At 37.4% G+C, this 21,037-nt stretch carries 22 protein-coding genes and 2 tRNA genes; 7 read left to right on the top strand and 17 right to left on the bottom strand.

Annotation, left to right across the window (positions count from 1 at the left end; genetic code table 11):
• Positions 1-51: 51 nt before the first annotated feature.
• Positions 52-987: a DUF58 domain-containing protein gene (locus DCS32_RS05180; protein ID WP_108877298.1), complete on the top strand. Its 936-nt coding sequence runs from the start codon at positions 52-54 to the stop codon at positions 985-987.
• A gap of 152 nt (positions 988-1,139) precedes the next feature.
• Positions 1,140-1,213, top strand: a tRNA-Asp gene (locus DCS32_RS05175).
• 493 nt (positions 1,214-1,706) lie between these two features.
• Here the strand turns inward: DCS32_RS05175 and DCS32_RS05170 are convergent.
• A tRNA-Asn gene (locus tag DCS32_RS05170) sits at positions 1,707-1,780 on the bottom strand.
• A gap of 446 nt (positions 1,781-2,226) precedes the next feature.
• Here DCS32_RS05170 and DCS32_RS05165 point away from each other — a divergent pair.
• Positions 2,227-3,558, top strand: coding sequence for a M20/M25/M40 family metallo-hydrolase (locus DCS32_RS05165; protein WP_108877297.1), 1,332 nt, complete (start codon positions 2,227-2,229; stop codon positions 3,556-3,558).
• A gap of 105 nt (positions 3,559-3,663) precedes the next feature.
• On the opposite strand, the gene msrA is transcribed toward DCS32_RS05165, so the two are convergent.
• The 13 genes from msrA to DCS32_RS05100 form a co-directional block, all read right to left on the bottom strand.
• A complete protein-coding gene (msrA, locus tag DCS32_RS05160; protein ID WP_108877296.1) occupies positions 3,664-4,203 on the bottom strand; it encodes a peptide-methionine (S)-S-oxide reductase MsrA in 540 nt (179 codons plus the stop codon).
• Positions 4,193-4,627, bottom strand: a complete 435-nt coding sequence (locus DCS32_RS05155; RefSeq protein WP_108877295.1) for a DUF2452 domain-containing protein — start codon at positions 4,625-4,627, stop codon at positions 4,193-4,195. The genes msrA and DCS32_RS05155 overlap by 11 nt, the downstream gene beginning before the upstream one ends.
• Positions 4,628-4,664: 37 nt before the next feature.
• Positions 4,665-4,964: a TIGR03643 family protein gene (locus DCS32_RS05150; protein WP_108877294.1), complete on the bottom strand. Its 300-nt coding sequence runs from the start codon at positions 4,962-4,964 to the stop codon at positions 4,665-4,667.
• A gap of 6 nt (positions 4,965-4,970) precedes the next feature.
• Positions 4,971-6,512, bottom strand: a complete 1,542-nt coding sequence (locus tag DCS32_RS05145) for a cryptochrome/deoxyribodipyrimidine photo-lyase family protein (RefSeq protein WP_108877293.1) — start codon at positions 6,510-6,512, stop codon at positions 4,971-4,973.
• Positions 6,466-8,001 (bottom strand): cryptochrome/photolyase family protein, encoded by a 1,536-nt coding sequence (locus DCS32_RS05140; RefSeq protein WP_108877292.1) that lies wholly within the window; start codon positions 7,999-8,001, stop codon positions 6,466-6,468. The genes DCS32_RS05145 and DCS32_RS05140 overlap by 47 nt, the downstream gene beginning before the upstream one ends.
• Positions 8,002-9,300 (bottom strand): DASH family cryptochrome, encoded by a 1,299-nt coding sequence (locus tag DCS32_RS05135; RefSeq protein WP_108877291.1) that lies wholly within the window; start codon positions 9,298-9,300, stop codon positions 8,002-8,004.
• A gap of 78 nt (positions 9,301-9,378) precedes the next feature.
• Positions 9,379-10,932, bottom strand: coding sequence for a DUF4301 family protein (locus DCS32_RS05130; RefSeq protein WP_108877290.1), 1,554 nt, complete (start codon positions 10,930-10,932; stop codon positions 9,379-9,381).
• The gene (locus DCS32_RS05125) at positions 10,929-11,489 is read right to left on the bottom strand and encodes an AAA family ATPase (protein ID WP_108877289.1); all 561 of its coding nucleotides are present in this window, start codon (positions 11,487-11,489) and stop codon (positions 10,929-10,931) included. Before DCS32_RS05125 ends, DCS32_RS05130 begins: the two co-directional genes overlap by 4 nt.
• Positions 11,450-12,082: a nicotinamide riboside transporter PnuC gene (pnuC, locus tag DCS32_RS05120; protein ID WP_108877288.1), complete on the bottom strand. Its 633-nt coding sequence runs from the start codon at positions 12,080-12,082 to the stop codon at positions 11,450-11,452. The genes DCS32_RS05125 and pnuC overlap by 40 nt, the downstream gene beginning before the upstream one ends.
• Positions 12,066-12,326, bottom strand: coding sequence for a thiamine-binding protein (locus tag DCS32_RS05115; RefSeq protein ID WP_108877287.1), 261 nt, complete (start codon positions 12,324-12,326; stop codon positions 12,066-12,068). The genes pnuC and DCS32_RS05115 overlap by 17 nt, the downstream gene beginning before the upstream one ends.
• 5 nt (positions 12,327-12,331) lie before the next feature.
• Entirely contained in the window at positions 12,332-13,291 is a 960-nt protein-coding gene (locus tag DCS32_RS05110) for a 3-ketoacyl-ACP reductase (protein ID WP_108877286.1), read from the bottom strand.
• 19 nt (positions 13,292-13,310) lie between these two features.
• Positions 13,311-14,024: a geranylgeranylglyceryl/heptaprenylglyceryl phosphate synthase gene (locus DCS32_RS05105; protein ID WP_239057566.1), complete on the bottom strand. Its 714-nt coding sequence runs from the start codon at positions 14,022-14,024 to the stop codon at positions 13,311-13,313.
• 99 nt (positions 14,025-14,123) lie between these two features.
• Entirely contained in the window at positions 14,124-14,747 is a 624-nt protein-coding gene (locus tag DCS32_RS05100; protein ID WP_108877284.1) for a 4'-phosphopantetheinyl transferase family protein, read from the bottom strand.
• A 71-nt stretch (positions 14,748-14,818) separates the two neighbouring features.
• Here DCS32_RS05100 and ahcY point away from each other — a divergent pair, with 71 nt between their 5' ends.
• A complete protein-coding gene (ahcY, locus tag DCS32_RS05095) occupies positions 14,819-16,135 on the top strand; it encodes an adenosylhomocysteinase (protein WP_108877283.1) in 1,317 nt (438 codons plus the stop codon).
• Positions 16,136-16,365: 230 nt separating this feature from the next.
• The gene (locus DCS32_RS05090) at positions 16,366-17,145 is read left to right on the top strand and encodes a hypothetical protein (RefSeq protein WP_108877282.1); all 780 of its coding nucleotides are present in this window, start codon (positions 16,366-16,368) and stop codon (positions 17,143-17,145) included.
• Positions 17,146-17,223: 78 nt separating this feature from the next.
• On the opposite strand, the gene DCS32_RS05085 is transcribed toward DCS32_RS05090, so the two are convergent.
• A complete protein-coding gene (locus DCS32_RS05085) occupies positions 17,224-18,102 on the bottom strand; it encodes a hypothetical protein (protein WP_108877281.1) in 879 nt (292 codons plus the stop codon).
• Positions 18,103-18,152: 50 nt separating this feature from the next.
• Here DCS32_RS05085 and DCS32_RS05080 point away from each other — a divergent pair, with 50 nt between their 5' ends.
• Positions 18,153-18,497, top strand: coding sequence for a TM2 domain-containing protein (locus tag DCS32_RS05080; protein WP_108877280.1), 345 nt, complete (start codon positions 18,153-18,155; stop codon positions 18,495-18,497).
• Positions 18,498-18,600: 103 nt separating this feature from the next.
• Here DCS32_RS05080 and DCS32_RS05075 read toward each other — a convergent pair whose 3' ends face one another.
• Together DCS32_RS05075 and DCS32_RS05070 are read right to left on the bottom strand one after the other, a co-directional pair.
• Entirely contained in the window at positions 18,601-19,071 is a 471-nt protein-coding gene (locus DCS32_RS05075; RefSeq protein ID WP_108877279.1) for an Lrp/AsnC ligand binding domain-containing protein, read from the bottom strand.
• Positions 19,072-19,143: 72 nt separating this feature from the next.
• Positions 19,144-20,514 carry a saccharopine dehydrogenase family protein gene (locus DCS32_RS05070; RefSeq protein WP_108877278.1) on the bottom strand — a complete coding sequence of 457 codons (1,371 nt, stop codon included), beginning with the start codon at positions 20,512-20,514 and terminating at the stop codon, positions 19,144-19,146.
• 90 nt (positions 20,515-20,604) lie between these two features.
• Between DCS32_RS05070 and DCS32_RS05065 the strand changes: the two genes are divergently transcribed.
• On the top strand, positions 20,605-20,985 hold the full coding sequence (locus DCS32_RS05065) for a DUF423 domain-containing protein (RefSeq protein ID WP_108877277.1): 381 nt from the start codon (positions 20,605-20,607) through the stop codon (positions 20,983-20,985).
• Positions 20,986-21,037: the final 52 nt, after the last annotated feature.

Below are 21,037 nucleotides of genomic sequence, written 5' to 3'. Positions count from 1 at the left end.
TGTGTTTAATGTATCAAAACATATATCTTACCTCCTTAAATTGTACCCATAATGGATATCAAATCAGAACTTAACAAAACTTCGGGCTTCGGTAACTTAGAGTTGCTGGCGCGTCAGGTAGTAGAAGGTTTTATTTCTGGGATGCATAAAAGTCCGTTTCATGGATTTTCGGCAGAGTTTGCAGAGCATAAAATCTATAATCCTGGAGAGAGCACAAAACATATAGACTGGAAACTTTATGCCAAGACTGATAGACTGTATGCAAAGCGCTATGAGGAAGAAACTAATCTACGCTGCCATCTTATATTAGACAATAGTAGTTCTATGCATTATCCCGCTGTAAAGGAGCACAGCGTTTTAAATCTTAATAAGATAAGCTTCTCTACACTTGCGAGTGCCGCGATTATGAATCTTATGAAAAAGCAGCGTGATGCTGTGGGAATGAGTATTTACAGTGACGACTATGAATTCTACACGGGAGAGAAGGGAAGTGATAGGCATCACCACATGTTATTAGATCAATTAAATGGTGTGCTAGATCCAGCTCTTGCAAAGGCAGAAAAGAAAACAGCCACATACAAACACTTACATCTCATTGCCGAAAAGCTAAAACGTAGATCTTTGGTGTTTTTATTTTCAGACATGTTACAAGATGATGTAGAGCAAGAACAATTATTTGAAGCGTTGCAACATCTTAAATACAATAAACACGAGGTGATTCTTTTTCATACGTATAGCCAAGAGAAGGAATATGACTTTAAATTTGATAATAGCCCGCGTAAATTTGTAGATGTAGAGAGTGGATCATCAATTAATTTATATGCAGATAATATTAGAGATATTTATACAAGCGCGGTAGAAACGTACTTTAAAAACTTGCAACTACGTTGTGCTCAGTATCGTATCAAGTATATTCCAGCGGTGATTGAAAAAGGTTTTGCACCTATACTCACCACGTTTTTAGTGGAGCGTCAAAAATTTATTTAAAAATTTTAATTTTTTGTTTGTGTAATCAAAAAACGAGTGTATATTTGCACCCGCAACGAAGCAAAAGCAATGTTGCTTCTCTAATTAAAAAGTTAGAGATTGAAAAACTGAAAAATTTAAGACATACTCAAAGTCTCAAAAAGTGGAGTAACGGTCTGGTAGTTCAGCTGGTTAGAATATCTGCCTGTCACGCAGGGGGTCGCGGGTTCGAGTCCCGTCCAGACCGCAACAAAAAGCTCACAGTCCGTGGGCTTTTTTTGGTTTATAGAAGTAATTGATTACTTTTAACGATGTTGTGTTGGCCACATCACATGTGGTAGGATTTGTAGTTGAATCCGATGAAGAGCTTTTCCTGTAGGAAAGGCTTTTTTTGTTTTAGAGCAATCTTAGATGCTTAGACTAGAAATAAAACTCTCTTTATAGTTTCCCGATTTTCACGACAACTCTTGATATACTCTTTAAGTATTTGGGTGAGTATTGTGTTAGCAATTACAAGAGCTCTTGGTTATCTTTTTTAATATTTCTAGTAAGCTGCTTTCGGCAGGGCGGATGATGCGGTAAAACCGCTCTAATTTCCTTGAGAGGTTGGATGTGCTATGCTGCAAGCTAGTTCTTTTGCGGAATTAATATAGTGAGCATTTATTAATACTTGTCATTTAACAAATTTAAAATAGGGCACAAAAAAAAGCCATACGGACTGTATGGCTTTTACTTACTAGCTCCTCAACTAAGACTCGAACTTAGGACCCTCTGATTAACAGTCAGATGCTCTAACCAACTGAGCTATTGAGGAGTGTTACTTTTTGTAAGCGGATGCAAATATAAAACTTTTTTACACTCGTCCAAAAAAATCAAGCATTTTTTTGACTTTTTTTTGACTTTTTTTTCATCATGCGTCACTATGAGTAATGCTTTTCTTGAGCTTATAAAATCGTCGTGATTCTTATGTGTTCAGAATCAAGTGTTTTCAAACAAAAGAGCAATTAAAAAGAGAAAACCTCAAGAAAATTATTTCTCAAGGTTTTTTCAACTTTTTTTTGAAATTGTACTCAAATGTAGTTTTCACTAATCCAAAAAAGTGGGGGAACATTGTTTTTAGTAGGATCAATTCTTTGTTATATAACCGTCCAATTATAAAAACTCCTACCCTCCATTTGAAAAAAAAGAAAAATAACGCAAGAATTCAATTATTGAGCATTGATTATCTTTGAGATAATCACCTCTTAATTATAAAAACCTATGAAGAGCCATCAGATATTATTTCTAATTGTAATCAGTTTAATGATTGCTTGCGCAAAAACTGGAACACTCCATGCGCAATCTTCTACACAACAATTGTCAAAAGAGGAGCTACAAATTATAAGCCTTGTAGAAACACATACAGAGGAAAGTATTGAATTTCTCGAAAACGTGGTAAATATTAATAGTGGTACCCTCAATACAAAAGGCGTGAAAGAAGTGGGCGATGTATTCTCTGCGTCATTTACAGATATAGGTTTTACTACAAATTGGATTGATATGCCTGCCGAGATGAATAGAGCAGGGCATCTATTTGCTAATACAGAAGGAAAAAAAGGCAAGCGATTGCTTCTTATAGGACACCTAGATACCGTTTTTGAGGACGATAGCGAGTTTCAGCAATTTGAAATGGTGAATGATTCTATTGCAAAAGGTCCTGGCGCAAATGATATGAAAGGTGGTAACGTAGTAGTGCTATATGCACTTAAGGCTCTTAGAGAAGCAGGATTACTTGATGATGCGCAAATCACCGTAGCCTTTACAGGAGATGAAGAAAGCACCGGAAAGCCGCTTACAATAAGCAGGAAAGATTTGATAGATGCAGCAAAAAACTCAGATATCGCTTTAGGTTTCGAAACCTCTACAGGTTTTGATAATGCTACCGTGGCAAGACGAGGATCCTCTAACTGGAAAGTAACAGTTACTGGAAAGAGAGCGCACTCTAGCGGTATTTTTCGCGAAAGCGTAGGAGCAGGAGCAAATTTTGAACTTGCACGTATTCTCAACGGTTTCTATAATGAAGTAAGAGGTCCAGAATTATTATCTTTTAATCCAGGGATGATGCTGGGAGGTACCACAATGGAGCTCAACCCAGAGGAGAGCAAAGGAAGCATTTTTGGAAAAGGAAATGTAGTTGCACAAACAGCATATGTGCAAGGAGGACTCCGCTTTATCTCCGAAGAACAGAAGGAGGAAGCACGTACAAAAATGCGTCAGATAGTAGCAAATAATCTGCCGCATACAAGTGCCGTAGTTGAGTTTGAAGATAGTTATCCAGCAATGCAGCCTACTCCTCAAAATTATGAGGTATTAGAAATTTTAAGCCAAGTGAGTCAAGATATGGGAGGTCCTGCTGTAGCAGCTTATGATCCAGGAAAGCGCGGTGCTGCAGATACTTCGTTTGTAGCGGCGTATGTGGCTTGCCTAGATGGTCTAGGGACTATGGGAACGGGAGCGCATACTCCTAGTGAGACGGTAAATATTAAAACTATAGAGATGCTCACAAAGCGTACGGCAATTCTTATTTACAGATTGATTAATATGGAAAGATAATGAGGTACGCTTTCGCGAAAGCGCACTAATCACTCCACAACTTAAAAAGCCACATTGCTCTATGTTTATGAGTAATGTGGCTTTTTTTAATCTGTTATAGCAGTACTAAGAAGCGAGCAAGTGCTCATAAAACTTTTTGAGCTTAGCTACTTTGGGGTCTATGACAACACGGCAATATCCTTGCTGTCTGTTTTCATTATAGTAATCTTGATGCTCCTGCGTAGCATCATAAAATGTAGGTAGCTCTGAAACCTCAGTAACTATAGGATCCTCATAATATTCTTGTACTACCTGAATCACTTGTTCTGCTTGCGCTTTTTGTTCTTCATTGTGATAAAAAATCACAGATCGATATTGCGTCCCACGATCTGCTCCTTGTCTATTGAGGGTCGTAGGGTCATGAGTAGTGAGAAATACGGTGAGTATCTCTGCATACGTAATTATTGCAGGGTCAAAATCAAATTGTATCACCTCTGCATGTCCCGTAAGTCCGGAGCAAATTTCTCTATAGGTAGGGTGTCCAGGAACTTGCCCTCCAGCATATCCAGAAACCACATTAGAAATACCTTTTAAGCGTTGTATAACGGCTTCTACACACCAGAAACATCCTCCACCTATGGTTGCTTGTTGTAAATTATTTTTCATTTTCTTCTTCTTCCTCTTTAGGAGTGTCTAGTCGGTTCCAGATTTTATCGGCCTTTAATTCGAAGGTTCCGGCAAAATCCCAATTACATTCATCTGGCGAAATTAGAGACAAGAAAGGTTCTCCACTTTTAGAACGATATAGATGATAAATGGCACCTACAATCGGTTCGAAAGAGAACTTTGCAGCATAAATGAGATTATTATATTCAAACTTTTTCATCATCACCTCATACTGCGCCTTTAACTCCTCATATTCAGTCTTAAATTGATGGTTAACCTTACTGATGTTTGAGTTTTTCCATGTAGTTACATCATCAGTCACAATAGCTGGCGCTCCTAAGTTTGTTGCATAAGGAGTAAGTGCAGCATCATACTTGCCTTTCTCCTCATTATAAACAACCTGGTCTGGTTTTTTCTTTGTCATAGTGGTGATTTCTTACCTAAAAGTAATTAGTATAATATTACCTCCTTTTTGAAATTTTGTTATGTGTAATCTGTTTTTGACGACTGCATTTAAAGCGGGCATCATCCATGCCATAAGCACGTTTTGCTTCATGTTTGGTCTTACGTCCTTGTACTCGCTTACGCCACATGCGGAAACTACTTTCCTTCATCTCACGACGCATCACTTCGATTACAAGTTGTTCCTTGATGCCGAACTGCATTTCTATAGCGTCAAAGGTAGTTCTATCTTCCCAAGCCATTTCTATAATACGGTCTAGTTCGCGTTCTGTAAATTCTGGTATTTCTTGCTTTTTCATAGTCTTTTAATCAAAATTATTTCTGTTTGCGAGCGTGTGTCGTCTTAAGATACGATACGCATCTCGCTTTACAATATTATCATCCTTAAGCTTCCACAATATGTCTCCTGCATACTTTGCTGTTTTCTTAATGTCAATTATAGGTGCAGGATAATCTTCACCTATCACTGTATTACAAAATTGCTGTTCAAGAACACTCATCGTCCACGGTTCATGGATGTATGCGACGGGTACGTTTACCAATTCTGGAATCCATTTTTTTATAAACTCACCATTTTCGTCATGCTCGTAACTATTCTTAACCGGGTTGTATATGCGCAGCATATTTATACCTGTTTCACCCGCTTGCATTTGTATTTGAGGGTAGTGAATACCTGGTTCAAAATCTAGAAACTGCTGGGCTAGGTGATAGGTTGCATCTTGCCAAGGTTGCCATAAGTTATGTGTAAAAAAAGATAGCGTCATAGCACGCATTCTAAAATTGAGGTAGCCGGTCTCACATAGACATCGCATACATGCGTCTACTAGTGGATATCCCGTTTTACCTTGTTTCCAAGCTTTTTGAAACTCAACATTCACACTTTTTGAGAGGTTATGGTATCCTTTGTTTACACTTACAAATTCCATAGAATCCTCCATTTCAAACTTTTGGACGAAATGTGCTTGCCATCGCAATCGTGAAGTAAATCCATCTATGGCGCGTTTGTTTTTACAGCTTTCGCGAAAATGTTTTGCCTCCTGATACACTTGGCGTATACTCACATTTCCCCAAGCGATGTAAGGTGATAACCTAGAACAGCTCTTTCGAGCTAAGCTAGGCTTTGAAATATGTTTTGCATAATTGAGGTATCGATTATCATGCAAAAATGACGCCAGATAACGCATCGCTGTCGTCGTCCCTCCCTTTTGAAAAGGACTAGATGCAGGTGTTTGTAAAGAGACTTTTTTAAAATTATCTTCTAGATCATTAATATCATCTATTGATAGTAATTGATTGTTTTTGGGCTGAAAAGGAATCTGCGGTTGTTTCATAAACCACTCCCAGTCTTCGCTCCATCCTACACGATTTTTAAGTTTGCGTTGCACTCCATTATTTGCAAATTCTACCCATCCAAACTTATTTTCTAGTGACACTATTTTTAGATCATTTGCATATGCCTCTAGAACAAGATCTCTATCATAAGTTATACGCAAGCCTGTTTCTTGATGTGAGAAAACGGTGTGGATTTTATAATGTTTAATGAGTTCTTTGAATGCAGAAACCACTTCATCATGAACAATCAAAATCTTAGAATTAAATGCTTGTAATTCACGCTGTAAATCTTGCAATGACTCTTTAATAAAGTTAAAGTGACGGTTACTATAGTGAGGATCTGCTTCTAGTGAAGGTTCTAAAATGTAAAGTAAAAGCAGCGGCTTACCCTCTTGCAAAGCATTGTACAAGGGTAGGTGGTCATGCAAGCGCAAGTCCCTTTTAAACCATACTATGTTTACCTCTCTTTTAATAATTTGATGGATTTTTAATGATGTCTTCTGCGCGTTCTTGATGTGCTTGTAATGTCTTCTTATCCATTTTATTTAAAAGACTTAGCATCATACTCATGCGATTGTTTCCTTTAAAATATTCTTGTTTTTCATTCAAGAAATTCCAATATAATGAGTTGAAAGGACATGCATCTTCGCCTGTCTTTTTACTCACCTTATAGTGACATCCTTTACAGTAATTAGACATCTTGTTGATGTAACTTCCGCTAGAAACATAGGGTTTCGTTGCAATTTTACCACCATCTGCCCATTGTGACATTCCGCGAGTGTTTGTGATTTCAACCCATTCTATAGCGTCAATATAAATCCCGAGATACCACTCATCTACTTGTGCTGGATCACACATAGTAAGAAGAGCGTAGTTACCAGTAATCATTAATCGCTGTATATGGTGTGCATAAGCGTTATCTAGGCTATTGTTGACACTGCATTTTAAACAATTCATCTTAGTCTTTCCTGTCCAGTAAAAATCTGGTAGTGGATTATGATTCTCAAGATGATTAGTCGTCGCAAATGCTGGCATTTCTTTCCAATACATCCCTCGCATGTACTCTCTCCATCCTAGAATCTGCCTAACAAAACCTTCTACTTGACTAATGTTTATTTCTTCTTGATGTGCTCTCCAGTAGTTTATAACCGTTTTAATAACTTCTTGAGGATCTAGAATCTTACTATTCATTGCAAAGCTTAATCTGCTATGATATAAGTAGGCTTGATCTGGATCCATGGCATCTTGATAATCGCCAAAATGAACTAGTAAATGCTCACAGAAATAGTCAAGCACTTCAAGTGATTCTTTACGATTGGTAGGCCATGCAAAATTCTTTTCGTCTATGCGTCCTATAGTTTTAACTCCAGCACTTTCAATGAGCTTTACAATAGAGGAGACATTTGTGTCAAAAGTCTTTTCAATAGGGATTAAAGTATCTCCTTTCCACTTATTACGGTTACTATGGTCAAAATTCCACTTACCACCTTCGGGATCTTTATCATTTATCATCATGACGTCATATTTCTTGCGCATCATGCGGTAAAAATATTCCATGGTGAAGAGCTTTTTACCTTCAAAAAACGAAGTGAGATCCGTTCGAGAAGTCATAAAATGCTCTGTGTCATATGACTTTACTTCGATGGTTACGCTTTCGCGAAAGCGTGATAACATTTCATCTAGCCGATATTCATCTGGAAGTTGGTATTCAAATAGTGATATATTATTTTCCTTGATAAGTTGCTCAATGTTGTTAGTGAGGCTTTGGGTGTTTTCAGGAGCATCAAGGGTGTAATAAATCACGCGGTGTCCTTGAGATGTAAGCCAGTCAGAAAACTCGCGCATTGCTTTAAAAAAGGCGACAACTTTTTGAATATGATGTGTAGCATAATCTGTTTCTTGGCGCATTTCTGCCATGAAGTAAATGATATCGTCAGATTGCTCTTGATACCAAGAGTGCTTGTGGTTGAGCTGATCGCCCAGAATAAGTCGTAAAGTGCTCATTTAGAATAATTCATTTTGAGTCCATAGTCTTACAAACTTGCCATTACCATCATACATTTCCTGCTGCCTTTTAATGTTGAATTTTCTGTCTCTAGGATCGTTTCCTACACCTGCGTTGTACATCCAGTTTGCCCAGTTGCTATGCACGTCATAATCTATGAGGATACTTTCAAAGTAAGCAGCGCCTACGCGCCAGTCTTGCTGTTGCTCTTTGGCCCAAAAGCTCGCAACATTTTGACGACCACGGTTAGACATCCATCCTGTTTCTTTGAGTTCTATCATATTGGCATTTACAAAGTCATATGTTGTATTGCCATGAATCCATTCACGCTGGGCTTTATCATTACGCTTCCAGTCGTATTCTTTATTCAGAATCCCGCCTATTTTAAACAAGTCATTCCCGTGTTTGAGAGAAACGTATTTAAAATAATCTCTCCATATCAATTCAAAAATGAGCCAATATGTATCTTGATTTGAAATAATTTCTTTTTCAAACTTTTTTACCTCCCAATAAATTTGGCGTGCAGATATAGATCCGTTTGCCAGCCATGCAGACAACTTTGAGCTATAATCTTCGCCTACGAGTCCGTTGCGTGTTTTCTTGTAGTACTGTAGTTTTTTTGTATTCCAGAAGTAATCATTTAGACGGCTCCAAGCCTCGTCTTCTCCACCGTTCCATGGGAAAGCAGAGCGATGGTCTTTAGTAAAAGTATCTAAGCCTAGCTCTTGCAAGTTAGGTATGTCGCTTTCTTCATCGAGTAGATTTTCTGAAGGAAGCGCTTCGATTTTTTCTTGTAAAGGCTGGACACTGCTTTCTTTCTCGCATTTTTTACGGAATTGAGTGAATACTTGAGGAATGTCTCCGAAAGTATCGAAAGGAATATCTTCGGGATGAAAGAGAAACTGATCAAAGTATAAGTGGTGTTTTACGTTATTAATTTTTTCTTCGACCGCATGGGTAACTTCATTTTCTTCATGCGTCCACTCTTTTTGAGAGTAGATTTCTGAGATGTCGTGTTGCTCTATGAGTTCTGGTATAGCTACTTCTGGATGTTCGTGAGTTACAATCAAAGTGATGTTGAGATTGTTGAGATTCTTTTTGAGATTCTGAACAGTCTCAATCAAGAATTGAGCGCGATATTTCTCCGTTTTTTTAAACCCAAAATCGCCAATTTGAAATTGTTTAGGGTCAAAACAATATAGCCCAATAATACGCTTGCCTGAAGCAATTGCGTGTGTCAGTGAGCTATTATCCTGTACGCGTAGATTATTTCTAAACCATACCAGTGCGGTATCCATATTTCTATTTTGAAATAAAGATACTTATTGTTTATCTTTTAATAAATAAGATTAAACAAAATTTAACCTATGATTGTGTTATTTTACTTGGTGAGCTGGTTTAAGAAGATCATTAACCGTTTTTACAGGATTGAAAGTAACTAGCGGAACTTCTATAAATATAGTGTTCCAATGTGCCATTGCACCATTCCAAAGTCCTGGATGTTCAAGTGCTTTAATTTTCCTTCCTTGGTAGCTTTTTGATGCGATAAATCCTGCTTTGTAATCTACATATTTGAGAAGATCATACTTCTCTCCTTTGTAATTTTTTACACCGCAAATGATATCTACTGGATTAAAGTGTGTAGCATTTTTAAGAATTTCCTGCTGCTCCTTGTCATCGGGATTAATCTGCACACTTTCTATAATTTGCAAACTCTCAGTACCATCTTCGTCAATCACCCAGAAAGGGCCGCCTCCTGGTTCTCCTTCATTTTTTACCATACCACACACGCGTATAGGGCGATCTAGTAATTTTCTCAAAAGATCTGTTTGTGCTGCGTTTTCAAGACTTTTATAGTTTGTAGGAAGCCTTAAGAATAGATCATTTTCTAAGAAGGCCGCAATCTCTATACGCTCGCTGTCTAAAAGGTCACTTTGACTGTCAATTTTCTTTAGATATTCAAAAGATGTTGCTTGAAGTGAAAGTAACTTTCCAGCAAGCATTTTTTTATAATAAGCAACTTGAGTCTTGTACTTATTTACAACGACGTTATCAATATTCTTAATGAATATAATATCTGCATCTTGCTTATTTAAGTTGTTTATTAAAGCTCCGTGCCCTCCAGGTCTAAATATGAGTTTTCCTTCCTGATCTCTTAAAAGTGTATTAGTTTCGGTAAGGGCTACTGTATCTGTAGCTGAGTCTTGGTAAGAATAAGATATGTCAAAGGTCATTCCTGTCTTACGTTCTATATAGTCTTTGCGTTTATCAAAACGTTTTGAAAATCTCTTTTGATGTTCTTTTGAAACTGTGAAGTGAAGTCGGGCAACGGTGTCTTTTGTTGCATACAGAGCACCTTCAAAAAGATGCTCTTCAAAAGCTGCTGCAACATATTTCTTATAACTGTGAAAAGGGAATAATCCTTTAGGTTTTTTTCCAAAATTAAGCTCCTTTTCTTCAAGCATTATTTTTACAAAACGCAATCTGTTTTCATTGATGTCTGCACCATCTTTTCCATACTTGTCTTTAATGCGTGCTCTTATTTTCTTGTAGAAAGGGAAGCTCTCTAAGCCAACAAAAAATAATCTTAACTCTGGAACACCTTTCTTATTTATGTATGCGTTAATACTTCCCTCTTTTGGATTGTAGTCTTCTACAAATTCAAATAGAAATTTGAACATCCTCGTAGCAGCACCAGATGCTGGAGTGAATTTTAATGGATGTATTGCACTTTTACTATCCTCGTAATGTTGTACTAGTTGTTTTTCTTCTTCTGGATTGAGCACAATAAGACCATTTCCTTTTGTTGCCGCACTTCGCAAGTTTGCAAATGGAATTCCTTCCTTGAGTATCTGGAATTGCTCTTCAACTTGCTCTCTGGTTACACCTAAATTTGTGATGTGCTCTATGTCTTGATCTGTGATATTCAAACTAAAAGTGTATTTATAGATTTGGTAGCAGTTACCATTCTTTCTGGCACAGTGCCTTTTACAAGAATAAATGGTTTTTTATACTTCTCTAAGGTATGTTTAAAATAATTAAACATTTCCTCTCTTCTTTCTGGGCGATCTCTTAAGTCATCTTTCTCCCAAGGAGTGTCTATGTACGTTAAAAGGTACAAATCATATTTATTTTCTAACGCCATTTTTTCCAACAATTCTGGACACCATCCATCATAGTATGCTTCGCTATATATTTTTGTGGTGAGTAAGTCTGTGTCACAAATAACAAGGTTTGTAGCATTGCTCACTGCAGCATTCTCTAGTTTTATCTGGCCTTTGGCAATGGGTAGTAGATCCATAGGTCTACATATCTTTTGCTCTTTGTCCCATAAATTTTGAAGATATTCTCTTGCATATTCTAGCACTAAGGGTGCGTTGTAATGCTGAGCTAGCTTTCGAGAAAGCGTACTTTTCCCACTACTTTCTGGTCCAATAAGGCAAATTCTTATGCAATTACTACTGACTTGTCTAAGTTCTTTTTCCATGCTAAATATCCAAAAATGGCAATGATAGTGAGTGCAAAATATAAAATACTACTGAAAGTGAGTCCTTTATAAAAATAAAGAGGTACTGTGATGATATCACCTATAATCCAGTAAATCCAATTCTCAATTTTACGTTTAGCCATGAGCCACATGCCTACAAAAAATATTCCCGTGGTGATCATATCTACATAAGATGTCCAGTGTTCAATTTTATCGAAAATGATATACACGATGTACACAAAAATCGCAGATGTTATAAAAATGATAGCAGATAGTAGGTGCTCTTTTCTAGTAGTTCTCGTAATAGGAGTGACCGCAATGCCATCTACTTTTTTTGTCCAGACATACCATCCATAAACACTCATAACGAAGTAATATCCATTAATCATCATGTCTCCCAGTAGTCCCCATTTGAGAAGTAGATACACAAAGATTGCTGTGCAAATCATCCCAGTTGGAAAAACGAGAACGTTATTTTGTTTTGAGTAGACTACAGATGCGATTGTAAATACCGCAGCTATAAGTTCTAAGACAATGTCTAAGGTGTCGTATGTGGCATACTGCCCAAAAAGGAAATCAAAAATCTGCGACATAATCAGAGCGATCTGTTTTTACAATTTTAATATAAAATAGACCGATGCCTATTTCCTCAAAGCTGCGCTTCATTTCTTTAGTAAGTGTAGTCATCACCTTGTCATAGTCCCCATATACTTGAGTGGCAAGAGGATTTTCTACAATGGTAAGACCAGAATCACGTAGTCGCTTTATAATAGAAATGATATACATTTCATAATCATTTTGTAGCGGACTAAAAGTAAGATCTACAGAGATTTGCATAGTTGTTATTCTTGATAAATGTGTAGTAATGCACCCATTCCATAATTTACATTTCCAGTTTTTACAAGCGCTGAATGCTCATTGTAAGTACGGTCAAAGACCTGCCATTTTTTATCATTAAAAAAGACTCTTCTCACATACGTTTTTTGTGATGGCAATTCACTTGTAAACGGTAATAGAGGTCTAAAAGTAACAGATACTTTTTGAATTCCTCTAGGAGTTTCAATTTCATTATATTTTTTAGTCTGTATAAGCTTTCCTTCTTTATCTGCATACCCTAGTACTTGCAAGGAGGCAAAAATCCCGTCTCTAGGAATAAAGATTTGATATTTATCTATATCGAGCTCGTACATCTCATCATCTTGCTCGCTTACGCGAAAAACAATATCCCTATGAATTACAGGTGTCCCAGGCAGTCCATTCTCATTCTTATAAAACTGAATGCGGAACAAGGTAGAAAATTTCATGTTACCTTTTTTGCGATATTCCTTTTCTGAGTTTATAGGAATCCACAGTTGGGCAATTTTTGAAGATTTTCCATCCTCACGATTAAAAAGAACAGCAACCTCACTTTCTACGGTAGGGAGCCAGCAGTTATAATAATTAGTGTGTGTAGTCTCCTTGTGTTTCTTCTTTTTGTATTTGCCTTTCTTTTCTGCGGTAACGATAACTTCAGAAAGTAAGCTAGCCTCTGGAGCTAAAAAAATCTTTTTGGGTAAGCTAGCGGCAGCAAAGGCCTGTTCTTTAAAACCTATAGCCGAAATGTACAGACTGTCTATATCCTTATATTTTGAGCTAATAAAAGTAAACTCACCAACGTCGCCTGCAAACGTTCCTCTTCCATCACCAAAAGAAATAGTAGCAAAGGATACTGGTGTTTTTGACACTGCATCAACTACATAAGTCGTTTGACTTAGTAGTTGTGTTGTGATGAGAATCGTTATTAGATAAATGATGTATTTCATGAGGGTGATATAATATTAATTAGAGGTCATTCCACGAGTTGTCTTCAAAAGCTGTGCCTATAACGACCATTGTTGCACCAGCTTCGTAGGCTAGATCCATTTGAGTAGAATTTCTAATACCTCCGCCCACGATTACTGGGATGGTGAGCGCATTGCAAACTTCTTTAATAATTGAAGGTTGCACCGCTGTTTTTGCGCCGCTTCCTGCTTCTAGATAGATACATTTTTTACCTAAATATTGTCCTGCAAGTGCCGTGTCTACTATGCGTTCTACATCACCTTGCGACATTGGGCTGGTCTGGCTCACTCGTTGCACAGCAGTTACAGATCCGCCTTCTATGAGTAAGTATCCAGTAGGGATCACTTCAAGCTTGCTTTGTTGTACTGCTCTTGCAGCTTTGGTTTGCTGGCCTATTAAAAATTCGGCATTATCACCAGATAATAGGGATAAAAATAATATTGCATCTGCATCTGGAGTAACCTGATTGTAATTTCCAGGAAACAGAATAATTGGTAATGATGTTTCGGCTTTTAGAAGTCGAACCACAGTTGCTGTTTTACGTGCTGGATCTGTACTGCCGCCTATAAAAATATGGGTTGTAGTAGCGGGTAGTTTTTTTAAGTACGCTTTCGCGAAAGCGGGATCCAATTCAAACTTATCTGGATCTATGAGAATTGCGAGTAGTTTACCGCCTTCTTCTTTTTTGTGTTTGATTTGGGAATATATAGTCACCACACGAAGGTAGGAATTGCAGTACAAAGAATGCTATTCATTATTAATAACCGTAAACGCAAGTAAAACTTTAAATCGCGATAGCTATCGGGGCCAAAATTAAAACCCATATACACAGGTAAATCCCTCGAACTCCATAAAGGTGAGATCATAGGTGGAGACTGCACCTTCATAATTTACCGTCGCTGTAGTCTTAGCATCATCAAAATCAAAATCTGTAACGTCAATATGCTTTAAAAAACTGAGCCCTTCTTGTGAATATAGTTTATAAAGTGACTCTTTTGCTCCCCATACAATAGTGAGTTTGCGCATGCGAGCATCTGCATTAGTAAGTGTGTAGTATTCTTCTATGGGTGTAAATTTATGAGCAATGCGTAAGATTTTGTCACGTTGCTTTTCTATGTCGATACCTACGGGTTGATCACTTACAATAATGGCAGTAAAGGTGTAGCTATGTGTGATAGAGATTTGCTTGCCATCATGCAGATGAGGTTTTCCGTTTTTATCATAATATAAGTCAAAATCTGTGTAGCCTGCTTCGGCGAGGAGATGGCGTATACTCATGAAACCTCTTTGATGAAGCTCAGACTTCATTCCCTTGAGTCTATTTTGGCAATGATCTGTGAGTTTTATATTTCGCGAAAGCGTAGTAATATCTTCTTCAATCTTCCAAATATAGACTGTTGTACTCGAGCTAACTGTTATCGTTTTGTAAAGAGGCATCGATTAAAAGGTTTTCTGTAAGGTATTGCGTAAATTTGCCACTGCTAAGAAATAAGCTAAATATACAAATTATGAGCACAAAGACAGTACCGTACGTACCGTACAAAGTAAAAGATATTTCCCTAGCAGGCTGGGGACGCAAAGAGATCGAACTTGCAGAGGCAGAGATGCCTGGGCTTATGTCTCTACGTGAAGAGTATGGAGATGAGCAGCCGCTTAAAGGTGCTCGTATTGCAGGATGTCTGCATATGACAATACAGACAGCTGTTTTAATTGAAACATTAAAAGCACTAGGAGCAGAGGTAACTTGGTCTTCTTGTAACATATTTTCTACTCAAGATCAAGCTGCTGCAGCCATTGCAGATGCTGGAATACCAGTATATGCTTGGAAAGGGATGAATGAAGAAGAATTTGACTGGTGTATCGAGCAAACACTTTTCTTTGGAGAAGATCGTAAGCCATTAAACATGATCCTTGATGATGGAGGTGATCTTACTAACATGGTATTAGATCGTTACCCAGAACTTGCAAAAGATATCAAAGGTCTTTCTGAAGAAACTACGACTGGTGTACACCGTCTTTACGAGCGTGTAAAGAAAGGAACATTACCTATGCCAGCAATAAACGTAAATGATTCTGTAACTAAGTCTAAGTTTGACAACAAGTACGGATGTCGTGAGAGTGCGGTAGATGCTATACGTCGTGCTACAGATACTATGCTTGCTGGAAAGCGTGTAGTAGTATGTGGATACGGAGATGTAGGTAAAGGAACAGCAGCTTCTTTTAAAGGTGCTGGATCTATTGTTACAGTAACTGAAATTGATCCTATCTGTGCACTTCAAGCTGCAATGGACGGATTTGAAGTAAAGAAACTTAACTCTGTAGTAGGTAACGCAGATATTGTGATTACTACAACTGGAAACAAAGACATCATACGCCCAGAGCACTTTGAGGCTATGAAGGATAAGGTGATTGTATGTAACATAGGTCACTTTGATAATGAGATCGACATGGGCTGGTTAAACAGCACACACGGAGCAACTAAGGATGAAATCAAGCCACAAGTAGATAAGTATACTATAGACGGTAAAGATATTATTGTTCTTGCAGAAGGTCGTCTTGTAAACTTAGGTTGTGCAACAGGTCACCCTAGTTTTGTAATGAGTAACTCATTTACAAACCAGACGCTAGCACAAATCGAACTTTGGAAAAACAGTGCAAACTATAACAACGAAGTATACATGCTTCCTAAGCACCTTGATGAGAAAGTAGCAGCATTGCACTTATCACGTCTAGGTGTAGAGCTAGAAACTCTTTCTACAGAGCAAGCAGACTACATCGGTGTGACAGTAGAAGGGCCATTTAAGCCTGAGTACTACAGATACTAGGTGCGAGTCGCACAGGAATAGTAATTTTTTCGCTTTCGCGAAAATGTTAGATTACAAAACCCACGTTTATAGCGTGGGTTTTTTTGTGCGTTAGTTTGAATGTACTGACAGTTAAAGAATTTTGCTCCCTTTAGGGGCGGGGAAACAAAATTTGACACATTTTAAATAGAATTATGCAAGTGAATTTTTGCAATATGCATATATTGAGCATCTTAAACAAAAAAAATAATATGAAAAAATTGCTACTTGCCCTTTTTATGGGTGCTTTATTTACAACTGCTAATGCTCAAAACATTTTCGGTGAGATTACAATGCAAGATGGATCTATAATTACTTTGCATGATGGAGAAAATAACCAGAAGGCTAAATCTGGAAAAAAGAAGCATACACCTAAATTACAATTAGCTAATAAAAATGTAGGGGTAAGTCAACGCATTTGGGGTAGAATAACCTATGGTGCTCAGGTTTTATATTATTTTGATGAGGATGGAGAAATAAACGATATCGATATTAAAGATATAAACGAGGTGGTTCTAGATGTAGAAGCCTTGAAAAAATTTGAATTTATTGGACAATCAGTTGGGGGAGGCGCGGTCACATATTATTTTAATCTTTCTAATTCTGGAACAAAGGAGATTGTGTTAAAAATGTTGGTTCCAAAGAAAAAGACTTATCGATTAATGGAAATAGTAGCTGAAAGTGATAAATATACCCTTGCTAGTAGGGTATACAGAGATGTAAACTTCTTTACTGTATTTGATAAGCAAGGTAATGTCGTAGAAAAGGAATGGGCTCATTCCTTAACTCAGGAAAAAAGTATAAATTCAATAGAAACTGTAAAAAAATATTTCGGTGACTGCTCAACACTTATATCGGGTATGGAGAGTAATGTTAAAAATAGTTTCAAACATGGTAATAAGATGTTTAATAAGAAATACCATTACAATCTTTTCTCAGTAGATGAGGATAGGAATATAACTAACTATCTCACCAATTTACAGTGTAACTAATAAATTGATAGAGTTAATCAAAACCCACGTTTATAGCGTGGGTTTTTTGTGCTTTATTAAGAGGAAATCTAACTTCTTTTACTGCCTCACTAAAGTAAGTTCGGCCTTTTCCCCAGTTTTTAAACTCGTTCTCGTAGTTATTAAACTTGGGCCGTCTTTTATTTCTACTTTAACTGTATTTGGAGCAGAGGTTCCTTCTGTAAGGGCTTCTACGCGTACTACGGTTGTTTTCTTGGTAATAGTGATTGGTATTTGCTTTTTAGCTTTTTCTATTGAGTAATCTTCTAGTATAAGTATATCATCCACAAATAGATTAATGCGGTCATCATCAACCTTTCCTGAATCATATATAGAAATCACAACATCCTTTGTCTTTGTAAAGACGTTGAGGTTTTCATTTTTCCTTACGATACTCATGGTAAGCGTGTCTACAGAACGTTTTGCCGAAATTCTATCTTTTAATTCTTGACTTACCTTTTTAGATTTCTGAATCTTCTTGTCTAGCTTGGCAATTCTAGCTTGCGCCTCTTCTGTGGCAGACATGATGAGCATCCCATCTAGGCATGAACTCTTGTCTGGGTATAGTCCTTTAAAATCACCGCTAAAAGCTTTGTTGTTTTCAAGATTTCTCATTTTACCTTCAAAGTTTATGAGACACATGTCTACCTCACCTAGTGGAGATTTTGTGTACACAATATCATATTCGGCAAAGGAGAATATTTTGTTTTCACTGTCGTAAATTCCTTTGATATTTGACTTAGTTTCGTGTTTCCCTCCTAAATCTGCCATGGAGTATCCTTGTACTCTACCATCCACTTCTTCAAAGGCTAGTTTATAGGATATAAAAGCAGAATCATTAAGCTTTATAACTCCCATATATTCATAAGCAGTAAGTTGGCCGTAAGCGGTAGCTCCGAGCAGGAAATATGTAAAAAAGAGAATTCTTCGTAAGTACATAGCTGTTTTTTAGGTAATTTAGTTAGGTCTAATAAAAACAAAACCAAACTATGAGACTCAAAATTACACTATTATTTGCGTTTGTAATGCTTGCCGTTACAAATACCTATGCTGGATTTCCAGTACAGAGAACAGCAGTTGCTGCCGTAAACGGAGTAACACTTACTGAGGATGATCAGGCAGAAGTACTTACTTCACCTGCAGCAGTAGAAGCAGATCGCCAACTGATAGCTATTTTATTATGGTTATTCTTAGGAGGTTTTGCGGCACACAGATGGTACTTAGGAAGCCCAATAGGCTGGAACATCTTATTTATTCTTACAGCAGGTTTCTTTGTTGTAGGTTGGGTAATTGATGGTATTGAGATCCTTACGGGTAGTTATCCTGGGCTGTAACAAAAGCTTAGTTAAAAGAAAAACCTCTCCAAGTGAGAGGTTTTTTTATGCATAAATATTGGGTTTTAATAGTAGTGGTACGCTTTCGCGAAAGCGTAAAAAGTTAGATTTTAATCTGTCTGTCTATTTGTTGATCAAGTGAGATAAAGGTTTCTGTACGAGAGACACCATCTATAGCTTGAATCTTTTTATTGAGTAAATTCATTAAATCTTCATTGTTTTTGCACAGAATTTTGATAAGTACAGACCAGTTTCCAGTAGTGTAATGACACTCTATCACCTCGGGAATATCTTTAAGTTGTCGTACGGCTCTTGCATTATTGGCAGCTCTATCGAGGTATACACCTATAAATGCTTGCGTGCGATAACCTAATACTTTTGGATCTATAATAAACTTAGAGCCAGTTATTAGTCCAGACTTCTCAAGCTTGCGTAAACGCTGGTGTATGGCAGCTCCAGAAATCCCTACTTTACGAGCAATCTCAAGAATAGGCTTACGGGCATCTTCCATAAGTTGGCGCAAGATTATCTTATCTATACCGTCTATAATAAGTTCGTCTTTTACTATTTTCATCTCAAAAAGATTATATATTGAAACTACAAGATATGTAAATAGTTAGAAACTGTAATTTAATTTTTAAAAAGCTTATCCGCCTACGTTATCTGGATTATAACCTAGATAGTCTACCTCGTATTCCTTAAAGGTAATGCCGTAGTCTTCTAGTTCTTTAAGAATAGGTTTGTACACTTCTTTCTTAATAGGTAGTTGTACTCCAGGTGTAGTAATCTCTCCATTAAGAATACGTAAGGTTGCCATAGCTACTGGCAAACCTACCGTTCTTGCCATTGCTGTTTCTATTTGATCCTCTCCTATGTTTACCATGGTTGCATCAATCTGCTTGCGCTTACCGTCAAGCTCGTAGCCAAATTTATGATACATCACAATCATATCCTTATCTTCTGGTGCGAGTGTCCATTTGTCTTCTAGGATGCGTTGTAATGCTTGAGCAGGAGTTGCGTTTGTAAGTCCTAATTTTTTATTGGCATTAAAAAGATCAAGATCTAAAAGCTTGTCCCAGAGTAAATCATCTTGATCAATCTTTAGGTAGTGACGTAGTTTTAACTCTACAGAATCTGTAGGAGAGTAGGGTAGAAATAAATTTACATAATCACGGTAGCTCATGTGCTCCGTCTTTTCTAGTTGATAACTATCATCTGTCATACCTAAGAGTACAAACATTTGCCAAGCTCTAGAAAAGCCAACTCGACGTATGGTACCGCGATACAATGTAGGGATGTCATCAAGACCATATACAGAGCGATACTTTAGCGAATTGCGATTTGCATAACCTTCAAAACGACCGTGACCTTCTATCTGTAAAAATTCTGTACGTCTAAAAAGTCGTTGGTAGGGAATATACTTATAAGTTCCCTCTTGAATAAACTCGGCTGCGCCACCTTGACCTGCGAGAACCACGTTACGAGGGTTCCAAGTAAATTTATAATTCCATAGATTGGTGTCGCTTTCTGGAGCTACGAGACCACCTGTAAAAGATTCAAACAGGATCATCTTTCCTCCTTTATCGCGTATACGGTCTATTACCTGCATGGCACTCATGTGATCTATACCTGGGTCTAGGCCTATCTCATTCATAAATACAAGACCTTTTTCTTTTACAGCAGCATCAAGCGCTTCCATCTCATCAGAAATATAAGAAGCGGTTACCATAGACTTCTCAAAAGTTACGCAGTCTCGAGCCACCTCAATATGGAAACGTGCAGGAAGCATAGAGATTACTATAGTTGCTGCTTTAATAGCCTGCTCACGTTCTTCCTTGTTAAATACATCAAGGCGTAGTGCAGTAGCATTATTGTGATTATTGATGAGTTTTTGAGCATTCTCTATGGAGATGTCACCCACGGTGATATGTAGATCTTCGGTGTCAGATTTAGAGAGTAGGTAGTTTACGAGTTGGCTCGTGGATTTTCCAGCGCCTATAACGAGAATCTTTCGCATGGGTAGTTTGTTTTGTAATTTTGTATGAGAGTTCAAATTGAATTCTGTTGGTCTAAAGTACGGTTTTGGACCACGCCTTAAACAAATAGCATGGATAAAAAATTAAGACTCACAGGTGGGATTTTTGGACTTACTGCAGTTATTATAGGAGCTTTCGGTGCTCATGGCCTCGAGAAAGTGCTTGACACATCGGCGATTGCGACTTTTGAGACGGGAGTAAAGTATCAAATGTATCATGCCTTATTGTTATTGCTTATTCCAGTTTTCGCTTTAAGCGAAAAAACGAAAAAAATAGTATGGGTGCTTCTATTGCTAGGTATTTTATTCTTTTCAGGATCTATATACGGGCTGGCAACCAATGAATTAACATCTTTTGATTTTACTAAAATCGCTCTTATCACCCCAATAGGCGGGACTTTGCTCATTGTTAGTTGGTTTCTGATAGTTATACATTTCATAAAATCCAAATAAAACAGCGAAAACGTTATAGTGCTGAGCAAAGTCTTACTACTTTTGTGACCTA

It is taken from the genome of Dokdonia sp. Dokd-P16, from assembly GCF_003095655.1.
In the GTDB taxonomy this organism is placed as follows: Bacteria; Bacteroidota; Bacteroidia; order Flavobacteriales; family Flavobacteriaceae; genus Dokdonia.
This window is presented reverse-complemented; position numbering and strand designations above follow the sequence as displayed.

Bases quoted from the DNA above. Each gene is read 5' to 3' on its own strand.
- DCS32_RS05180 (WP_108877298.1), top strand. From the start codon at position 52: ATGGATATCAAATCAGAACTTAACAAAACTTCGGGCTTCGGTAACTTA.
- DCS32_RS05165 (WP_108877297.1), top strand. From the start codon at position 2,227: ATGAAGAGCCATCAGATATTATTTCTAATTGTAATCAGTTTAATGATT.
- msrA (WP_108877296.1), bottom strand. From the start codon at position 4,203: ATGAAAAATAATTTACAACAAGCAACCATAGGTGGAGGATGTTTCTGG.
- DCS32_RS05155 (WP_108877295.1), bottom strand. From the start codon at position 4,627: ATGACAAAGAAAAAACCAGACCAGGTTGTTTATAATGAGGAGAAAGGC.
- DCS32_RS05150 (WP_108877294.1), bottom strand. From the start codon at position 4,964: ATGAAAAAGCAAGAAATACCAGAATTTACAGAACGCGAACTAGACCGT.
- DCS32_RS05140 (WP_108877292.1), bottom strand. From the start codon at position 8,001: ATGAGCACTTTACGACTTATTCTGGGCGATCAGCTCAACCACAAGCAC.
- DCS32_RS05135 (WP_108877291.1), bottom strand. From the start codon at position 9,300: ATGGATACCGCACTGGTATGGTTTAGAAATAATCTACGCGTACAGGAT.
- DCS32_RS05125 (WP_108877289.1), bottom strand. From the start codon at position 11,489: ATGGAAAAAGAACTTAGACAAGTCAGTAGTAATTGCATAAGAATTTGC.
- pnuC (WP_108877288.1), bottom strand. From the start codon at position 12,082: ATGTCGCAGATTTTTGATTTCCTTTTTGGGCAGTATGCCACATACGAC.
- DCS32_RS05115 (WP_108877287.1), bottom strand. From the start codon at position 12,326: ATGCAAATCTCTGTAGATCTTACTTTTAGTCCGCTACAAAATGATTAT.
- DCS32_RS05110 (WP_108877286.1), bottom strand. From the start codon at position 13,291: ATGAAATACATCATTTATCTAATAACGATTCTCATCACAACACAACTA.
- DCS32_RS05100 (WP_108877284.1), bottom strand. From the start codon at position 14,747: ATGCCTCTTTACAAAACGATAACAGTTAGCTCGAGTACAACAGTCTAT.
- ahcY (WP_108877283.1), top strand. From the start codon at position 14,819: ATGAGCACAAAGACAGTACCGTACGTACCGTACAAAGTAAAAGATATT.
- DCS32_RS05090 (WP_108877282.1), top strand. From the start codon at position 16,366: ATGAAAAAATTGCTACTTGCCCTTTTTATGGGTGCTTTATTTACAACT.
- DCS32_RS05085 (WP_108877281.1), bottom strand. From the start codon at position 18,102: ATGTACTTACGAAGAATTCTCTTTTTTACATATTTCCTGCTCGGAGCT.
- DCS32_RS05080 (WP_108877280.1), top strand. From the start codon at position 18,153: ATGAGACTCAAAATTACACTATTATTTGCGTTTGTAATGCTTGCCGTT.
- DCS32_RS05075 (WP_108877279.1), bottom strand. From the start codon at position 19,071: ATGAAAATAGTAAAAGACGAACTTATTATAGACGGTATAGATAAGATA.
- DCS32_RS05070 (WP_108877278.1), bottom strand. From the start codon at position 20,514: ATGCGAAAGATTCTCGTTATAGGCGCTGGAAAATCCACGAGCCAACTC.
- DCS32_RS05065 (WP_108877277.1), top strand. From the start codon at position 20,605: ATGGATAAAAAATTAAGACTCACAGGTGGGATTTTTGGACTTACTGCA.